13 protein-coding genes and 1 tRNA gene are annotated in these 18,570 nt (G+C 61.2%); all 14 read left to right on the top strand.

Features of this window, described 5'->3' with window-relative positions; all coding sequences use genetic code 11:
- The first annotated feature begins 12 nt into the window (after positions 1–12).
- The 14 genes from tuf to fusA all read left to right on the top strand — a co-directional run bounded on the left by tuf (position 13) and on the right by fusA (position 18,463).
- The gene (gene tuf, locus BT108_RS12455; protein WP_072294553.1) at positions 13–1,203 is read left to right on the top strand and encodes an elongation factor Tu; all 1,191 of its coding nucleotides are present in this window, start codon (positions 13–15) and stop codon (positions 1,201–1,203) included.
- Between the two features lie 58 nt (positions 1,204–1,261).
- A tRNA-Trp gene (locus BT108_RS12450) sits at positions 1,262–1,337 on the top strand.
- A gap of 161 nt (positions 1,338–1,498) precedes the next feature.
- Positions 1,499–1,843, top strand: coding sequence for a preprotein translocase subunit SecE (gene secE / locus BT108_RS12445; RefSeq protein WP_072294891.1), 345 nt, complete (start codon positions 1,499–1,501; stop codon positions 1,841–1,843).
- Complete coding sequence (gene nusG, locus BT108_RS12440; RefSeq protein ID WP_072294890.1) at positions 1,843–2,376, top strand: transcription termination/antitermination protein NusG; 534 nt, start codon at positions 1,843–1,845, stop codon at positions 2,374–2,376. Before secE ends, nusG begins: the two co-directional genes overlap by 1 nt.
- Before the next feature lie 106 nt (positions 2,377–2,482).
- The gene (rplK, locus tag BT108_RS12435) at positions 2,483–2,914 is read left to right on the top strand and encodes a 50S ribosomal protein L11 (RefSeq protein WP_072294893.1); all 432 of its coding nucleotides are present in this window, start codon (positions 2,483–2,485) and stop codon (positions 2,912–2,914) included.
- Between the two features lies 1 nt (position 2,915).
- Positions 2,916–3,608: a 50S ribosomal protein L1 gene (gene rplA, locus BT108_RS12430; RefSeq protein ID WP_072294889.1), complete on the top strand. Its 693-nt coding sequence runs from the start codon at positions 2,916–2,918 to the stop codon at positions 3,606–3,608.
- 369 nt (positions 3,609–3,977) lie between these two features.
- On the top strand, positions 3,978–4,502 hold the full coding sequence (gene rplJ, locus BT108_RS12425) for a 50S ribosomal protein L10 (protein ID WP_072294888.1): 525 nt from the start codon (positions 3,978–3,980) through the stop codon (positions 4,500–4,502).
- A 73-nt stretch (positions 4,503–4,575) separates the two neighbouring features.
- A complete protein-coding gene (gene rplL / locus BT108_RS12420) occupies positions 4,576–4,959 on the top strand; it encodes a 50S ribosomal protein L7/L12 (RefSeq protein WP_072294887.1) in 384 nt (127 codons plus the stop codon).
- 209 nt (positions 4,960–5,168) lie between these two features.
- Complete coding sequence (gene rpoB / locus BT108_RS12415; protein ID WP_072294886.1) at positions 5,169–9,242, top strand: DNA-directed RNA polymerase subunit beta; 4,074 nt, start codon at positions 5,169–5,171, stop codon at positions 9,240–9,242.
- Between the two features lie 57 nt (positions 9,243–9,299).
- Positions 9,300–13,529: a DNA-directed RNA polymerase subunit beta' gene (rpoC, locus tag BT108_RS12410; RefSeq protein ID WP_072294885.1), complete on the top strand. Its 4,230-nt coding sequence runs from the start codon at positions 9,300–9,302 to the stop codon at positions 13,527–13,529.
- Positions 13,530–13,679: 150 nt separating this feature from the next.
- Positions 13,680–15,098: an aspartate aminotransferase family protein gene (locus tag BT108_RS12405; RefSeq protein WP_072294884.1), complete on the top strand. Its 1,419-nt coding sequence runs from the start codon at positions 13,680–13,682 to the stop codon at positions 15,096–15,098.
- Between the two features lie 241 nt (positions 15,099–15,339).
- Entirely contained in the window at positions 15,340–15,717 is a 378-nt protein-coding gene (gene rpsL, locus BT108_RS12400; RefSeq protein WP_072294883.1) for a 30S ribosomal protein S12, read from the top strand.
- Positions 15,718–15,744: 27 nt separating this feature from the next.
- Positions 15,745–16,215 carry a 30S ribosomal protein S7 gene (rpsG, locus tag BT108_RS12395; protein WP_072294882.1) on the top strand — a complete coding sequence of 157 codons (471 nt, stop codon included), beginning with the start codon at positions 15,745–15,747 and terminating at the stop codon, positions 16,213–16,215.
- A gap of 157 nt (positions 16,216–16,372) precedes the next feature.
- The gene (fusA, locus tag BT108_RS12390) at positions 16,373–18,463 is read left to right on the top strand and encodes an elongation factor G (protein ID WP_072294881.1); all 2,091 of its coding nucleotides are present in this window, start codon (positions 16,373–16,375) and stop codon (positions 18,461–18,463) included.
- Positions 18,464–18,570 lie beyond the last annotated feature (107 nt).

The following is an 18,570-nucleotide window of genomic DNA, read 5'->3' as shown; positions in this document are numbered from 1 at the left end:
AAAGGGCACAACATGGCAAAGAGCAAATTTGAGCGGACGAAGCCGCACATCAATGTTGGGACGATCGGGCACGTGGATCATGGGAAGACGACATTGACGGCGGCGGTGACGATGGTGTTGTCGAAGAAGTTTGGTGGTGAGGCGAAGAGTTACGCGCAGATTGATTCGGCGCCGGAGGAGAAGGCGCGGGGGATCACGATCAACACATCGCACGTGGAATACGAGACGCAGACGCGGCACTATGCGCACGTTGACTGTCCTGGTCACGCGGACTATGTGAAGAACATGATCACGGGTGCGGCGCAGATGGATGGAGCGATTTTGGTGGTATCGGCGGCGGACGGGCCGATGCCGCAGACGCGGGAGCACATATTGCTGGCGCGTCAGGTTGGGGTGCCCTACATTGTCGTATACATGAACAAGGCGGACATGGTGGACGATGCGGAGCTTCTGGAGCTGGTGGAGATGGAAGTGCGGGAGTTGCTGTCGAAGTACAGTTTTCCTGGGGACGACACGCCGATCGTGATTGGTTCGGCGTTGAAGGCGCTGGAAGGGGATCAGAGCGAGATCGGGGAGCCGTCGATTCACAAGCTGGCGGATGCGCTGGACAGTTACATACCGGAGCCGGTACGGGCGGTGGACGGAGCGTTTCTGATGCCGGTGGAGGATGTTTTTTCGATTTCCGGGCGAGGGACGGTGGTGACGGGGCGGGTGGAGCGCGGCGTGGTCAAGGTGGGCGAGGAGATCGAGATCGTGGGTCTGAGGCCGACGCTGAAGACGGTGTGCACGGGTGTGGAGATGTTTCGCAAGCTTCTGGATCAGGGGCAGGCGGGGGACAACGTGGGCGTGCTGCTGCGGGGGACCAAGCGCGAGGAAGTGGAGCGTGGGCAGGTGCTGGCCAAGCCTGGGAGCATCACGCCGCACACCAAGTTCACGGCGGAGATCTACGTGCTGAGCAAGGAGGAGGGTGGGCGTCACACGCCGTTCTTCCAGGGATACCGTCCGCAGTTCTATTTCAGGACGACGGACGTGACGGGGGCGATCGAGTTGCCGTCGGGGACGGAGATGGTGATGCCTGGGGACAACGTTTCGGTGACGGTGAACCTGATTGCGCCGATCGCGATGGCGGAGGGGCTGCGCTTTGCCATCCGCGAGGGCGGCAGGACCGTCGGCGCCGGCGTCGTCGCCAAAATCATCGAGTGAGAGCGAGAGAGGGGTGCAAGTTGTTTTTCAGGCGTGTCCCGGGTGTTTGATGCAATACAGGCCAGTAGCTCAATTGGCAGAGCGTCGGTCTCCAAAACCGAAGGTTGGGGGTTCGATGCCCTCCTGGCCTGCCAGCAGGCGAATATGCCGTTGAAGGTTTCCGGGCATCCGGATGAGGCGTCCCATGGCGGATGCATGGATTCGATGGTCATGGCCATGCGCCATGCTCGGGTCCTCTGCTGCGCCGGCTTGCGCGCACCACACGCATCGGCAGCTGCCGGTGGAATGGAGTAGAGTGGATAAGGTCAAGCTGGGACTGGCACTGCTCCTGCTGATCGCGGGAATCGCGGGATTCTATTATCTGCGCGACAGCGCAATGGTGATTCGCGTCGTGGTGGTGTTGCTGGGTATCGTGCTGGCGGTGGCGGTGGCCTGGTTCACCGATCCGGGCCGGCGGTTTCATGCATTTGCCCGGGAATCTTCCGAAGAAACCAAGAAGGTTGTCTGGCCGAACCGCAAGGAAACGACGCAGACCACCGGTATCGTATTCGCCTTCGTCGTGGCGATGGCGCTGTTCCTGTGGATGGTGGACGCGGGCCTGCTGGTGGCGGTGAAGTATCTCATGGGACAGGAAGGCTGATGGAAAAGAAATGGTTCGTGGTGCACGCCTATTCCGGTTTCGAGAAGAGCGTTCAGCGTGCGCTCACGGAGCGCATCAATCGTGCCGGGATGCAGGACAAGTTTGGTCAGATACTGGTGCCGGTGGAAGAGGTGGTCGAGATGAAGAGTGGCCAGAAGAGCCTCAGCGAACGCAAGTTCTTTCCCGGGTACGTGCTGGTCGAGATGGAAATGACGGATGAGACGTGGCACCTGGTGAAGAATACCGCCAAGGTGACCGGCTTCATCGGGGGGTCGGCCATGAAACCGACCCCAATCAGTGAAAAGGAAGTGGAAAATATTCTCCTGCAGATCCAGGAGGGGGTGGAAAAACCCAAGCCCAAGATCCTGTTCGAGGCAGGGGAGGCGGTCCGCGTCAAGGAAGGTCCATTTACCGATTTTCACGGTAACGTCGAAGACGTCAACTATGATAAAAGCAAGATCAGGGTGTCGGTTTCCATTTTCGGGCGCCCGACCCCGGTGGAGTTGGATTTCAGTCAGGTCGAGAAGGCCTGAGCGTTCCGGTCGGGGACGCTGTCCGCCGGGGGCGGGGTAGCGTTCGTATCGTTGGCTAATCGGGGAGAGCGTGGCAGCGCTCGCTGGCACCCAACAGGAGGTGATCGTGGCAAAGAAGATAGTCGGCTATATCAGGCTGCAGGTGCCGGCAGGCAAAGCCAATCCCAGCCCGCCCATCGGGCCCGCGCTGGGGCAGCGCGGACTCAACATCATGGAGTTCTGCAAGGCGTTCAACGCCGCCACCCAGAAAATGGAGGTGGGGCTGCCGGTGCCGGTAGTGATTACCGCCTATGCCGACAAGAGCTTCACCTTCATCATGAAGACCACGCCCGCCACGGTGCTGATCAAGAAGGCGGCGGGCATCGGCAAGGGAAGCCCCAGGCCGCACCTCGACAAGGTGGGGGTGCTGACGCGCCGGCAGGCGGAGGAAATTGCCCAGATCAAGATGCCGGACCTGACCGCGGCGGATCTGGACGCAGCGGTGCGCACCGTCGCGGGTACGGCCCGCAGCATGGGCGTCGACGTGGAGGGCGTATAGCATGGCGCAGAAATCCAGGCGTTTCAAGGAAATCAGCGGCAGGGCCGATCGCAGTAAATTCCATGCGCTGCCGGATGCGCTCAGGATCGTCAAGGAGACTGCCACCGCGAAGTTTAACGAATCGATCGACGTGGCGATCAACCTGGGGATCGATGCCCGTAAATCCGACCAGGTCGTGCGGGGATCGGTGGTGCTGCCGGCAGGCATCGGGAAAACGGTGCGTGTCGCGGTGTTTGCCCAGGGAGACAAGGCCAGGGAGGTGCTCGCAGCGGGAGCCGATGTCGTCGGTTTCGAGGATTTGGCGGAGCAGATCAAGGGGGGCAACATCAATTTCGACGTGGTCATTGCCAGTCCCGACGCCATGCGGATCGTCGGGCAACTGGGGCAGATACTGGGTCCGCGTGGCCTGATGCCCAATCCCAAGGTGGGAACGGTGACGCCGGATATCGTGGGTGCGGTGAAGAATGCCAAGGCAGGACAGGTTCAGTATCGGGCGGACAAGGCGGGCATCGTCCATTGCACCATCGGTCGCGCGTCGTTCGAGGTGGAGGCCCTGCAGGAAAATATGCGGGCGCTGGTGGATGCGCTCAACAAGTCCAGGCCTGCCGCCGCGAAGGGCATCTATCTGAGAAGGATATCGGTTTCCAGCACGATGGGGATCGGAGTGCGGGTGGATCAGGGCAGTGTGCGGTAGATGAATGTTTGCATGAACAAAAAGGCTTTGGGTCGTCGGGGGATTGATTTTCAACTGACGGGTTATCAAAGACCGCCGGGGTTGCCGGCGCGGAACGACGGCAGTATTGCAGTGGCGCTGCCGTCCCCGCATCCGGGAGCTTAATTGCAGGATGGAATGGAATGTGCTGGCAGGAAGGGGTTCATCGAGCTTCGTCCCTGTCCCGCCTGCCCGGTTCCCTTTCCCCCTGCGCCCAGCGCAGATGGCGTACCCATGAACGGGAATGTGTCTCCTGATTAAGGTCGCCGCGTCGCGGTATCGGCTTGGATGGCGGATCTTGCTGGATCCGGCATCGGATTGATATCGCATCAAACTGATGGAGAGAGTGTCTTGAGTCTGAATCTGGAAGAGAAGCAGGCGGTTGTCGCAGAGGTAGGTGCCCAGGTAGCGGCGGCGCAGGCCATCATCATCGCGGAGTATCGGGGGTTGAAGGTGGGGCATATGACCCAGTTGCGTGCGAAGGCACGGCAGTCGGGAATCTACTTTCGGGTCTTGAAGAATTCGCTGGTGCGGCGCGCGGTGGCGGAGACGCCATTCACCATCCTCACCGGGCATATGGTAGGGCCGCTGGCCTACGGCATCGGCAGTGATCCGGTGGCGGCGGCAAAGGTGCTGTACGAGTTTTCCAAGGGCAACGACAAGTTTGTGATCAAGGCAGGCGCCATGGCGAATCTCTTGTTGTCCGGAAAAGAGATTGCAGACCTGGCCGTTCTGCCGAGCCGCGAAGTGCTGCTGTCGAGGCTTCTGGGCACGATGCAGGCGCCCGTCGCCGGCTTCGTGCGCACCCTGAACGAGGTTCCTGCCCGTTTCGTGAGAACTCTCGCGGCCGTGCGGGATCAGAAGCAGGCTGCCTGAGGCTGGCCGGACCGACTCGAGACGCTCGATACCATCGCAATATCGCAAGATTAAAATTCACCAGGAGGCAATCATGGCCGTAGCCAAAGAGGACATTCTAGAATCGATCGCAAACATGACGGTGCTGGAACTGTCCCAGTTGATCAAGGACATCGAGGAAAAATTCGGGGTTTCCGCCGCCGCTGTCGCCGTGGCGTCCGCCGCGCCGGCTGCCGGTGCCGCAACCGCCGCGGCCGCGGAAGAGCAGACGGAGTTTACCGTGGTTCTCACCGCGGTCGGGGAGAGCAAGGTCAACGTCATCAAGGTGGTGCGGGCCATTACGGGTCTCGGACTGAAGGAGGCAAAGGACCTGGTCGATGGCGCACCCAAGGCAGTCAAGGAAGGCATCGCCAAGGCGGATGCCGAGGCGATTCAGAAGCAGCTCACCGAGGCCGGTGCCACCAGCGAAATCAAGTAGCAACCTATATCCGGACTGGTTGCGGTTTCCCCCCGGGAACGGCAACCAGTCCGGTATCCGTTTTCGAATGAACGATTCACCATCGGACAGGCTGCCAGGTTGAATAGTCGCATCAGGCGTTGCACAATGCTTTACTTGGTCCAGCGATACGCGGCGGACGCCATGCTCCTGTGTTCTGTCCATCCGCCCCTTGGTCTCCCGGAGATTTCATGAGCTATTCGTTTACCGAGAAAAAGCGTATTCGAAAGAGTTTTGCCAAACGTGCCAGTGTCTTGCCGATTCCTTTTCTCCTGGCTACCCAGATCGAATCGTACGCGTCGTTCCTGCAGGCCGAAACCAACCCCGACCAGCGCGACAACCAGGGATTGCAGGCAGCCTTCACGTCGATTTTCCCGATCGAGAGCCATTCGAAGAACGCTCGTCTGGATTTCGTCAATTATGTCCTGGGGACGCCTCCGTTCGACGTCAAGGAGTGCCAGCAGCGCGGCTTGACCTACGCGTCTCCGCTGCGTGCCAAGGTTCGGCTGACGATACTGGACAAGGAAGCCTCCAAGCCGACGGTGAAGGAGGTGAAGGAACAGGAGGTCTACATGGGAGAGATCCCGTTGATGACCGGTACAGGCTCGTTCGTCATCAACGGGACGGAGCGGGTGATCGTCTCCCAGTTGCACCGTTCGCCTGGGGTGTTCTTCGAGCACGACCGGGGCAAGACGCACTCGTCCGGCAAGCTGTTGTTCTCGGCGCGCATCATTCCCTACCGGGGATCCTGGCTCGACTTCGAGTTTGATCCCAAGGACTATCTGTATTTCCGCGTCGATCGCCGCCGCAAGATGCCGATCACCGCACTGCTGAAAGCAATCGGCTATACTCCGGAACAGATTCTCGAGCATTTCTTCGTCTTCGACACGTTCCATCTTTCCAGGAAGGACATTTTCTTCGAACTGGTGCCGGAGCGTCTGCGCGGCGACATCGCGCGCTTCGATATCACTGCCAAGGGTGGGAAGGTGATCGTCCAGAAGGACAAGCGCATCACCGTCAAGCATGTCCGCGAGATGCAGCAGGCGGGCATCCAGAAGCTTGCGGCGCCCGAGGATTTCCTGCTTGGACGGGTGCTGGGTCACAACGTCGTGGACAAGGAAACGGGAGAAGTGGTGGCCTTCGCCAACGACGAGATCACCGAACCGGTGCTGGCAAAGCTGCGCGAGGCCGGTATCGAGAAAATCCAGACCATCTATACCAACGATCTCGATCAGGGCGCCTACATCTCGCAGACCATGCGGATCGACGAAACCGCCGACCAGATGGCGGCGCAGATCGCGATATACCGCATGATGCGCCCGGGCGAGCCCCCTACGGAGGAAGCAGTCAAGGCCCTGTTCCACGGTCTGTTCTACGCGCCCGAGCGCTACGACCTGTCGGTGGTGGGACGGATGAAGTTCAACCGCCGCGTGGGGTGGGAGGCATTGGACGGGCCAACCACGCTGTCGAACGAGGACATCGTCGCGGTCATCAGGATCCTGGTGGAACTGCGCAACGGGCGCGGCGAGATCGATGACATCGACCATCTCGGCAATCGCCGTGTCCGTTCCGTCGGCGAGTTGGCCGAGAATCAATTCCGCTCGGGATTGGTGCGGGTCGAGCGGGCAGTGAAGGAACGTCTCAGCCAGGCCGAGTCCGACAACCTGATGCCGCACGACCTGATCAATGCAAAACCGGTATCGGCGGCGGTACGCGAATTCTTCGGATCCAGTCAGCTGTCCCAGTTCATGGATCAGACCAATCCGCTTTCCGAGATTACCCACAAGCGCCGCGTTTCTGCGCTGGGGCCGGGCGGGCTGACGCGTGAGCGCGCAGGTTTCGAGGTGCGCGACGTGCATCCGACGCACTATGGGCGCGTGTGTCCGATCGAGACGCCGGAAGGGCCCAACATCGGCCTCATCAATTCCCTTGCGCTCTACGCCCGCACCAATGAATACGGGTTCATGGAAACGCCCTATCGCAAGGTGAAGGATGGGAGCGTCACCAACGAGATCGACTACCTGTCCGCGATCGAGGAAGGACAGTACGTCATCGCCCAGGCGAACGCGGAACTCGATGCGCGAGGAAGGTTCACCAACGACATCGTCTCGTGCCGTCACAGGAACGAGTTCACGCTGGCGACGCCGGACCGCATCCAGTACATGGACGTTGCGCCCGCTCAGATCGTGTCGGTGGCCGCCTCGCTGATTCCGTTCCTCGAGCATGACGACGCCAACCGCGCCCTCATGGGATCCAACATGCAGCGGCAGGCGGTACCCTGCCTGCGCGCCGAGAAGCCCTTGGTCGGTACCGGGATCGAGCGGGTCGTGGCGGTGGACTCCGGCACGGCGGTGCAGGCGGTGCGCGGCGGTGTGGTGGATTATGTGGACGCGAGCCGGATCGTGGTGCGGGTGCATGACACCGAGACGCGTGTCGGCGAGGTGGGCGTGGACATCTACAACCTGATCAAGTACACCCGTTCCAACCAGAATACCAACATCAACCAGCGTCCTCTGGTGAAGGTGGGGGACGTGATCGCCCGAGGCGACGTGGTGGCTGACGGCGCCTCCACGGACAAGGGCGAGTTGGCGCTGGGACAGAACATGCTGGTCGCGTTCATGCCGTGGAACGGGTACAACTTCGAGGATTCGATCCTCATTTCGGAGCACATCGTCGCCGAAGATCGCTTCACTTCCATCCACATCGAGGAATTGTCGGTGGTCAGCAGGGATACCAAGCTGGGGACGGAGGAAATCACCGCGGACATTTCCAATCTGTCGGAGGTGCAGCTGGCCCGCCTGGACGCATCCGGCATCGTTCACATCGGAGCGGAGGTGGAGGCGGGCGACGTGCTGGTCGGCAAGGTGACGCCCAAGGGCGAGACGCAGCTGACGCCGGAGGAGAAGCTCCTGCGGGCTATCTTCGGAGAGAAGGCGTCCGACGTCAAGGATACCTCGCTGCGGGTGCCCTCGGGCATCTCCGGGACGGTGATCGACGTGCAGGTATTCACGCGGGAAGGGATCGAGCGCGACAAGCGCGCCCAGCAGATCATCGACGATGAATTGAAGCGCTACAAGAAGGATCTGGCCGACCAGATGCGCATCGTGGAGGGCGACGCATTCGAGCGCATCGAGCGTTTGCTGAAGGGCAAGACTGCGACCGGAGGACCCAAGAAGCTCGCCAAGGGCGCCCAGATCACCAAGGAGTATCTGGACGGCATCGATCCGCACCACTGGTTCGATATCCGGCTGACGGATGAGGAGACGAGCCGGCAGCTCGAGCAGATCGAGGAGAGCCTGGCGCAGAAGCGCAAGGCCTTCGATGATGCTTACGAAGAGAAGAAGAAGAAGCTGACCCAGGGCGACGAACTGCCGCCGGGCGTCCAGAAGATGGTCAAGGTATACGTGGCGGTGAAGCGGCGTCTCCAGCCCGGTGACAAAATGGCCGGGCGCCACGGCAACAAGGGCGTGATCTCCAAGATCGTCCCGGTGGAGGATATGCCCTACATGGCGGATGGCACGCCGGTGGACGTAGTGCTGAATCCACTGGGAGTACCCTCGCGCATGAACGTGGGGCAGATCCTGGAAACCCACCTCGGGTGGGCGGCCAAGGGCCTGGGGAGGAAGATCGGAGACATGCTCCAGGCTGGCGGCAAGCTCGCGGAATTGCGCAAGCAGCTCGACAAGATCTACAACACGAGTGGCAAGAAGGAGGATATCGCTTCGCTCACGGACGAGGAAATCCTCGATCTTGCGAAGCATCTCAAGGACGGCGTCCCCTTTGCAACCCCGGTCTTCGACGGCGCCACAGAGCATGAAATCAAGGATATGCTGGAACTGGCGGGACTGCCGCGGTCCGGTCAGGTGACCCTGTGCGACGGCCGGACGGGCGAGGTCTTCGATCGCTCCGTCACGGTGGGCTACATGCACGTGCTGAAGCTGCATCATCTGGTGGACGACAAGATGCACGCCCGCTCGACCGGGCCCTACAGTCTGGTGACGCAGCAGCCGCTGGGCGGCAAGGCGCAGTTCGGCGGCCAGCGCTTCGGCGAGATGGAAGTGTGGGCGCTGGAGGCGTACGGCGCCTCCTATACCCTGCAGGAGATGTTGACGGTCAAATCGGACGACGTGAACGGGCGTACCAAGGTCTACGAGAGCATCGTCAAGGGAGATCACAAGATCGACGCCGGCATGCCGGAATCGTTCAACGTGCTGGTCAAGGAAATCCGATCCCTCGCGATGGATATCGACCTGGAGCGTCATTAGCGGTCCCCGGCGCGGTGGGTGGTTTTTGTATCGGCCCCTGACTCACAGGAGTGATGAATGAAAGCATTGCTGGATTTGTTCAAGCAGGTCACCCAGAAGGAAGAGTTTGATTCGATCAAGATCGGCCTGGCTTCTCCCGAAAAGATACGCTCCTGGTCCTATGGAGAGGTGAAGAAGCCCGAAACGATCAACTACCGGACGTTCAAGCCGGAACGGGACGGGTTGTTCTGCGCGAAGATCTTCGGGCCGGTCAAGGACTACGAGTGCCTGTGCGGGAAATACAAGCGCCTCAAGCACCGCGGCGTGATCTGCGAAAAGTGCGGCGTCGAGGTGACCCTCTCGAAGGTGAGGCGTGAGCGCATGGGCCACATCGAACTGGCCTCGCCCGTGGCGCACATCTGGTTCCTGAAGTCCCTGCCGTCCCGCCTGGGCATGGTGCTGGACATGACCCTGCGCGACATCGAGCGAGTGCTCTATTTCGAGGCATATGTGGTGACCGATCCCGGCATGACGCCACTTGCGCGCTGCCAGTTGCTGACGGACGACGACTACCGCGCCAAGACGGAAGAGTATGGGGACGATTTTCGTGCCAGCATGGGCGCGGAAGGTATCCGCGACCTGCTGGGCACGCTCAACATCCGCAGCGAGATCGACAGCCTGCGGCGCGAAATGGGTGAAACCGGGTCCGAGACCAAGATGAAGAAGATTTCCAAGCGCCTGAAGGTGCTGGAGGCATTCAACAAGTCCGGCATCAAGCCGGAGTGGATGATCCTGGCGGTGCTGCCCGTGCTGCCCCCGGAGCTGCGACCGCTGGTGCCGCTGGATGGCGGACGCTTCGCCACCTCCGACCTGAACGACCTGTACCGGCGCGTCATCAACCGCAACAACCGCCTGAAGCGGCTGCTCGAGCTGAAGGCTCCGGAGATCATCGTGCGCAACGAGAAGCGCATGCTGCAGGAGGCGGTGGACTCGCTGCTGGACAACGGACGGCGCGGCAAGGCGATGACGGGCGCCAACAAGCGGCCGCTGAAGTCGCTGGCCGACATGATCAAGGGCAAGGGCGGGCGTTTTCGCCAGAACCTGCTCGGCAAGCGGGTGGACTATTCGGGACGCTCGGTGATCGTGGTGGGCCCCCAGCTCAAGCTGCATCAGTGCGGTTTGCCGAAGAAAATGGCGCTGGAGCTGTTCAAGCCCTTCATCTTCAACAAGCTCGAAATCATGGGTATCGCCAGCACGATCAAGGCGGCCAAGCGCGAGGTCGAAAACGAGACACCCGTCGTCTGGGACATTCTCGAAGACGTGATCCGGGAGCATCCGGTCATGCTGAACCGGGCGCCGACGCTGCACCGCCTGGGCATCCAGGCATTCGAGCCGGTCCTGATCGAGGGCAAGGCGATCCAGTTGCACCCGCTGGTGTGCGCGGCATTCAACGCCGACTTCGACGGCGACCAGATGGCGGTCCATGTGCCGCTGTCTCTGGAGGCGCAGATGGAGTGCCGTACCCTCATGATGTCCACCAACAGCGTCCTGTCGCCGGCAAATGGAGAGCCCATCATCGTGCCTTCGCAGGACATCGTGCTGGGGCTGTACTACACCACCCGGGAGAAGATCAACGCGCGCGGCGAAAACATGGCATTCGCCAATCTGGCGGAGGTATCCCGTGCCTACGAGAACCGCATCGTGGAATTGAATGCCAGGATAACCGTGCGGATCAGGGAATACGAAAGTGGCGCCGAGGGCGAACGCCGCGAAAAGGAAACGCGCTACGACACCACCGTCGGGCGTGCGCTGCTGTCCGAGATCCTGCCGGCCGGCCTGCCGTTTTCCCTGATCAACAAGGTGCTGAAGAAAAAGGAGATATCGAGGCTCATCAACGCGAGCTTTCGACGCTGTGGCCTGCGCGAGACGGTAATCTTCGCCGACAAGCTGATGTATGCCGGTTTCACCTATGCGACCCGGGCGGGCATCTCGATCTGTCTGGATGACATGCTGACGCCCGCGCAGAAGAACGACATCATCAACGCCTCTGAAAGGGAGGTGCAGGAAATCGAGGTCCAATATACCTCCGGCCTGGTCACCCAGGGAGAGCGCTACAACAAGGTCGTGGACATTTGGGGGCGTGCCGGCGACCAGGTGGCCAAGGCGATGATGGATCAGCTGGGGGTCGAACCGGTGCATGACGTCGCCAGCGGTGATGTGAAACGGGACAAGGACGGCAAGCCGCTGACGCAGGAGTCCTTCAATTCGATCTACATGATGGCGGACTCGGGCGCGCGCGGCTCTGCGGCGCAGATTCGCCAGTTGGCGGGCATGCGCGGCCTGATGGCCAAGCCGGACGGTTCCATCATCGAGACGCCCATCACGGCGAACTTCCGCGAAGGGTTGAATGTGCTGCAATACTTCATTTCGACCCATGGCGCCCGCAAGGGTCTGGCGGATACGGCGCTGAAGACGGCTAATTCGGGCTACCTGACGCGTCGCCTGGTGGATGTGACCCAGGATCTGGTGGTCACTCAGGAGGATTGCGGCACCTCCAACGGCGTCGTGATGAAGGCCCTGGTGGAAGGGGGCGAGGTCATCGAGGCACTGCGGGAGCGCATCCTCGGCCGGGTGCTGGCCAGCGACGTCATCAGCCCGGAACATCAGGAGGTCGTCTATCCGGCGGGCGTGCTGCTCGACGAGAACGCGGTCGACGCCATCGAGTCCCTGGGCGTCGACGAGGTGAAGGTGCGCACCCCCCTCACCTGCGAAACCCGCTACGGCTTGTGCGCCCAATGCTATGGTCGCGACCTGGGACGCGGTGCGCTGGTGAACGTGGGAGAAGCCGTGGGTGTCATCGCGGCCCAGTCGATCGGCGAACCGGGCACGCAATTGACCATGCGCACCTTCCACATCGGTGGCGCCGCCTCCAGGACCGCGGTGATCAGTCAGGTGGAAAGCCGGTCCAACGGCGTCGTCCGCTATTCTTCCACCATGCGCTATGTCACCAGTGGCCGGAACGAACTGGTTGCGATCTCCCGCAGCGGGGAGATGGTGATATACGACGACAATGGCCGGGAACGCGAGCGCCACAAGGCTCCCTACGGTGCGACGCTGTTGATACGCGACGGAGAGACCGTCAAGGCAGGGCAGGTGCTGGCGACATGGGATCCGCATACCCGTCCGATCATCACCGAATATGCCGGCAGGATCCGCTTCGAGAACGTTGAGGAAGGTGTGACCGTGGCCAAGCAGATCGATGAGATCACCGGCCTGTCCACGTTGGTGGTGATCGATCCGAAGCGCCGGGGCGTCACGCAGACCAAGGTCTTGCGGCCTCTGGTGAAGCTTCTAGACGACGACGGCAAGGAGGTGCGCTTGGCGGGTGGCAATCTGTCGGTCAGCATCACCTTCCAGGTGGGATCGGTCATCACGGTGCGCGATGGGCAGCAGGTGGGGGTGGGCGAGGTGCTGGCCCGGATTCCGCAGGAGAGTTCCAAGACCCGCGACATCACGGGAGGGCTGCCTCGCGTGGCGGAGCTGTTCGAGGCGCGGTCGCCCAAGGACGCCGGCGTGCTCGCGGAGGTGACCGGAATCGTGTCGTTCGGCAAGGACACCAAGGGCAAGCAGCGTCTCGTCATCACGGATCTGGATGGTGTTTCCCATGAATACCTCATTCCCAAGGACAAGCACGTCACGGCCCACGACGGCCAGGTGGTGAACAAGGGCGAGAGCATCGTCGATGGTCCCGCCGATCCCCACGACATTCTGCGCCTGCTGGGTGTGGAAGCGCTGGCGCGCTATATCACGGACGAGGTTCAGGACGTGTATCGCCTGCAGGGGGTCAAGATCAACGACAAGCACATCGAGGTGATCGTGCGCCAGATGCTGCGCCGCGTGCAGATCATCGATTCCGGCGACACGCGCTTTATTCCGGGCGAGCAGGTGGAGCGGGCGGAATTGCTGACGGAGAACGAGGAAGTGGTGGCGGCGGACAAGAAACCCGCCACCTACGAGTTCATGCTGCTGGGCATCACCAAGGCATCGCTGTCCACCGACTCGTTCATCTCCGCAGCCTCCTTCCAGGAAACCACCCGGGTGCTGACCGAGGCGGCGATCATGGGCAAGAAGGATGATCTGCGCGGTCTCAAGGAAAACGTCATCGTGGGCCGGCTGATTCCCGCAGGCACCGGGTTGGCGTTCCACAATACCAAGAAGAAACAGAGGCAGTTGCTGAACGCCGGCGAAGGTCTGGAATTCAGCGAGGAGGGCAGCGGCGAGGCGCACAGCAGCGGGTACGCCCTGTGAGGCTTCTGCTGGTCCGCCATGCGCCGGCCCATACGGGGTGGCAGGAAGAGGGAGCGGAAGATGAGATCACGATCGTGGATTGACCGGGGATCGATGCGGCGGATGCCCCCGATGGCGGCACTGCCGGCCTGGGCGGGGTAGGCGGATACCATGCCGATCGATATCGACAGCATATTGAACGAGACCCGGGGCAGGAATTTCGAGCTCTACGAGGCGCACATCAACCCGGTGTTCGTCAAGGTGTTGCGCACGCTCGGATTCAATCGTACCTGGGTCCGTGGCGAGGGTCCCTATCTGTGGGATGATGCGGGAACGCGCTATCTGGATTTTCTCACCAACTGGGGCGTGTTCAATTTCGGGCGCCGCCATCCCACCATCCGAGGCGTATTGCAGCAGGTGCTGGATTCCGATTTTCCGGGATGGATCGGCTTCGACGCGCCGCCGCTTGCCGCTGCGCTGGCGCACGAACTCGTCAAGCGGATGCCTCCCGGCCTGGATACGGTCTATTTCAGCAATTCGGGCACCGAGGCGGTCGAGGCGGCAATCAAGTTCGCGCGGGCGTATACAGGGCGCCCGAGCACGGCTCATCTTGCGAAAGCGTTCCACGGCCTTACCATGGGCTCCCTGTCATTGAACGGAGAACCCAGTTTCCGCAGAGGTTTCGAGCCCATGCTGCCCGGCAGCTCGGAAGTCATGCTGGGTGATCTCGCCGGACTCGAAGCGCGCCTCGCGGCAGGTGACGTCGCTGCCTTCGTGCTGGAACCGATCCAGGGAAAAGGCGTCAACATCGCCAGCAACGAGTATCTGCTCGGAGCCCAGGCGCTCTGTCGCAAATATGGCACGTTGATGATCTGCGACGAAATCCAATCGGGCATGGGCCGCAGCGGACGCTTCCTGGCCAGCCAGTGGGTCGATGGCCTGCATCCGGATGTCGTTTGTCTGTCGAAGGCGCTGTCGGGTGGCTACATTCCGGTGGGAGCGACCATCACGCGGCGCGCGGTCTACGACAGCGTCTACGACACCATGCATCGTGCCATCGTCCATGCCTCGACCTTCGGCATGGGCAACATGGCCATGGCGGCAGGCCTGGCGTCGCTTGCGGTGCTGGACGACGAGAACCTCATCGAGCGCGCCAACGTGCTCGGGGAGCGCTTCCGCAAAGGAATCGAGGCCATGGTGCCCCGTTTCGAGTTCCTGAAGGGCGTACGCCAGCGGGGCCTGATGATCGCCGTCGAGTTCGGACCACCCAGTTCGATCTCCCTGAAGGCAGCGTGGGCAATGGTCAATAAGATGGACGAGAATCTTTTCGCCCAGGCGATCGTGCTGCCCCTGCTGGATGACCACCATATCCTGACGCAGGTGGCCGGTCATGCCATGCCCATCATCAAGATACTGCCGCCGCTGAACATTGCGGACAGCGACGTTGACTGGTTCCTGGACGCGCTCGAGGACGTGATGGTCAAGCTGCACAAGTTTCCGGGTCCCGCCTGGGAAGTCCTGAAGAAGCTGGGCAGCCATGCGTTGACCGCGAAGCAGCGTGAAGGCCGTGCCGCCACCACCGCCAACTGAGGCGTTCGCATTGCCGTACCGGAAGGTCTGAAGGCTGCCGGGCCGGGGCAGGAAGCAGCGCCGAAATGGCGATGCCGCCTGTTTTATCCTGAAAGCCGGCAACTTGACAGGGCAATGTAAACCCCCTAGAATTCGCAGTCTTTTTAGTCGCCCCCCGGGGCTGAGATCCGGGGAGGGCGCAAGCCACGATCCATTACGGGTGACGGTGACCGCGCCGCCTGCTCGTCTCTTAGGTAAAGAAATGCCAACAATCAGCCAGTTAGTGCGCAAGCCCCGTGCGGCGAAGCGTATAAAAAGCAAGGTTCCGGCACTGGAGAACAGCCCGCAGAAAAGGGGCGTCTGTACCCGGGTCTACACCACGACGCCCAAGAAACCCAACTCGGCCTTGCGCAAGGTGGCGCGGGTGCGCCTCACCAATGGTTTCGAGGTCACCAGCTATATCGGCGGAGAGGGGCACAACCTTCAGGAGCACTCCGTGGTATTGATTCGTGGCGGCCGCGTGAAGGACCTGCCGGGGGTACGCTACCATACCGTGCGCGGGAGCCTGGACACGGCCGGCGTCAAGGATCGCAGACAGGCCCGCTCCAAGTACGGCGCCAAGAAGCCCAAGGCTGCCTGACGCGCATACTGAATATCGAGGAAGGATATGCCAAGACGCAGAGAAGTGCCCAAGCGCGAGATTTTGCCGGATCCCAAGTTCCACAACACCGAGGTGGCGAAGTTCGTCAACGTGCTGATGACACGCGGCAAAAAGTCGGTTGCGGAGCGAATCATCTACGGCGCAATGGATCAGATACAGAAAAAAACCGGCAAGGATCCGGTAGAGGTGTTCACCCAGGCACTGTCCAACGTGCGCCCCATGGTGGAGGTGAAGAGCCGTCGTGTCGGGGGTGCGAACTATCAGGTTCCGGTGGAGGTGCGTTCTGTGCGACGCAACGCGCTGGCGATGCGCTGGCTGCGGGATGCGGCGCGGAAGCGGGCTGAGAAATCCATGGGTGCGCGTCTGGCGGGGGAATTGGCGGAGGCAGCCGAAGGTCGTGGCGGCGCAGTCAAGAAGCGTGAAGAGATACATCGCATGGCGGAGGCCAACAAGGCATTTGCCCACTATCGGTTCTGAGGTGATCGTCGGGTCGGTCCCGACCCGACGGATGGATACTTCAGTCCGGATTCCGTCAGATTTCGGGTAATCGTCGCCGATGGAGGCAGGCACCTGCCTCTTGTCGCAGTCCCCGGAATTTGGTGTTTGCAGCATTCAAATATTAAGGTTTATTACCGTGGCGAGGAAAACCCCCATCGAGAGATATCGCAACATCGGTGTCATGGCGCATATCGACGCCGGAAAAACCACGACCACCGAACGCATCCTGTTCTATACCGGTGTATCGCACAAGCTCGGGGAGGTACACGACGGTGCGGCGACCATGGACTGGATGGAGCAGGAACAGGAACGCGGCATCACCATCACGTCCGCCGCCACGACCTGCTTCTGGAAGGGCATGGAGGGCAACTATCCCGACCATCGCATCAATATCATCGATACCCCGGGGCACGTCGACTTCACGATCGAGGTGGAGCGGTCGCTGCGCATCCTGGATGGGGCCTGTACCGTATTCTGTGCAGTGGGCGGTGTGCAGCCTCAGACCGAGACCGTGTGGCGACAGGCGAACAAGTACAAGGTGCCGCGACTGGCTTTCGTCAACAAGATGGATCGCTCGGGCGCCAATTTCATGCGCGTCTACGAACAGATCCAGTCGCGCCTGAAGGCGCACCCCGTGCCCGTCCAGCTGCCCATCGGGGCGGAAGACAAGTTCGAGGGCGTCGTCGACCTGGTGAAGATGAAGGCCATCTACTGGGATGAGTCGAGCCAGGGAATCCGCTTCGAAGAGCGCGATATTCCCGCGGGCGTGCTGGAAGATGCGAAACAATGGCGCGAGAAGATGGTGGAGACGGCGGCCGAGGCGAACGAGGAATTGATGAATAGATACCTCGAGGAAGGAGACCTGTCCGTCGCCGACATCAAGAAGGGCCTGCGCATTCGTACCATCGGCAATGAAATCGTGCCGATGCTGTGCGGCTCGGCCTTCAAGAACAAAGGTGTGCAGGCCATGCTCGACGCCGTGCTGGATTATCTGCCGTCACCGGTCGACATCAGCGCGATCAATGGCGAGAAGGAGAATGGCGAGCCGAGCGAGCGTCATGCGAGCGACGAGGAGTCGTTTTCCGGCCTGGCATTCAAGATCGCGACGGATCCCTACGTGGGCCAGTTGATTTTCTTCCGGGTCTACTCGGGCGTGGTGACCTCGGGCGACACCGTCTACAATCCCGTCAAGGGAAAGAAGGAGCGGATCGGCAGGTTATTGCAGATGCACGCCAACCAGAGAGAGGAAATCAAGGAGGTGCGTGCCGGGGACATCGCGGCGGCGGTGGGCCTGAAGGAGGCCGTCACCGGCGACACCCTGTGCGATCCGAGCGATGTCATCACGCTCGAGCGCATGGTGTTCCCCGAGCCTGTCATCCATGTTGCGGTCGAGCCCAAGACCAAGCTCGATCAGGAAAAGATGGGCATTGCACTGAACCGCCTGGCACAGGAGGATCCGTCCTTTCGCGTGCGCACCGACGAAGAATCCGGCCAGACCATCATTTCCGGCATGGGCGAGCTGCACCTCGAGATCATCGTCGACCGGATGAAGCGCGAATTCGGCGTAGAGGCGAACGTGGGCGCGCCCCAGGTAGCCTACCGCGAAGCCATCAGGAAGCCGGTGGAGGTCGAGGGAAAATTCATCAAGCAATCCGGTGGACGCGGCCAGTACGGCCATGTCTGGCTCAAAATGGAGCCGAACGAGGCGGGCAAGGGTTTCGAGTTCGTGGACGCCATCAAGGGTGGAACGGTGCCACGGGAGTATATTCCCGCGGTCGAAAAGGGATTGCGCGACACTCTGCCAAATGGCGTACTGGCGGGTTTTCCGGTGGTGGACGTCAAGATCACGCTGTTCGATGGCTCGTATCACGACGTGGATTCCAACGAGAACGCCTTCAAAATGGCGGCTTCCATCGCCTTCAAGGACGGGATGCGCAAAGCCAATCCCGTGCTGCTGGAGCCGATGATGTCGGTGGAGGTGGAAACACCGCCGGATTTCATGGGCAACGTGGTAGGGGATCTGTCTTCCCGGCGCGGCATGATCCAGGGCATGGACGACATGCCGGGACTCAAGGTGATACGGGCGGAAGTCCCGCTTGCGGAGATGTTCGGCTATTCCACGGTGCTGCGTTCGGCGACCCAGGGGCGTGCGACCTACACCATGGAATTCAAGCAGTACTCCGAGGCGCCCAAAAATGTCGCCGAAGCGGTGATCAACAAGAAATAATCGTCATTCAGTAAAGGGCACAACATGGCAAAGAGCAAATTTGAGCGGACGAAGCCGCACATCAATGTTGGGACGATCGGGCACGTGGATCATGGGAAGACGACATT

Source organism: Nitrosovibrio sp. Nv17, assembly GCF_900119085.1.
Classification (GTDB): Bacteria; Pseudomonadota; Gammaproteobacteria; order Burkholderiales; family Nitrosomonadaceae; genus Nitrosospira.
The sequence above is the reverse complement of the archived record's forward strand: the minus strand, read 5'-3'. Positions and strand labels throughout refer to the sequence as shown.

Coding starts and splice junctions, on each gene's coding strand:
- rpsG (WP_072294882.1), top strand. CDS start 15,745: ATGCCAAGACGCAGAGAAGTGCCCAAGCGCGAGATTTTGCCGGATCCC.
- rpsL (WP_072294883.1), top strand. CDS start 15,340: ATGCCAACAATCAGCCAGTTAGTGCGCAAGCCCCGTGCGGCGAAGCGT.
- BT108_RS12405 (WP_072294884.1), top strand. CDS start 13,680: ATGCCGATCGATATCGACAGCATATTGAACGAGACCCGGGGCAGGAAT.
- rplL (WP_072294887.1), top strand. CDS start 4,576: ATGGCCGTAGCCAAAGAGGACATTCTAGAATCGATCGCAAACATGACG.
- rpoC (WP_072294885.1), top strand. CDS start 9,300: ATGAAAGCATTGCTGGATTTGTTCAAGCAGGTCACCCAGAAGGAAGAG.
- rplA (WP_072294889.1), top strand. CDS start 2,916: ATGGCGCAGAAATCCAGGCGTTTCAAGGAAATCAGCGGCAGGGCCGAT.
- nusG (WP_072294890.1), top strand. CDS start 1,843: ATGGAAAAGAAATGGTTCGTGGTGCACGCCTATTCCGGTTTCGAGAAG.
- rpoB (WP_072294886.1), top strand. CDS start 5,169: ATGAGCTATTCGTTTACCGAGAAAAAGCGTATTCGAAAGAGTTTTGCC.
- tuf (WP_072294553.1), top strand. CDS start 13: ATGGCAAAGAGCAAATTTGAGCGGACGAAGCCGCACATCAATGTTGGG.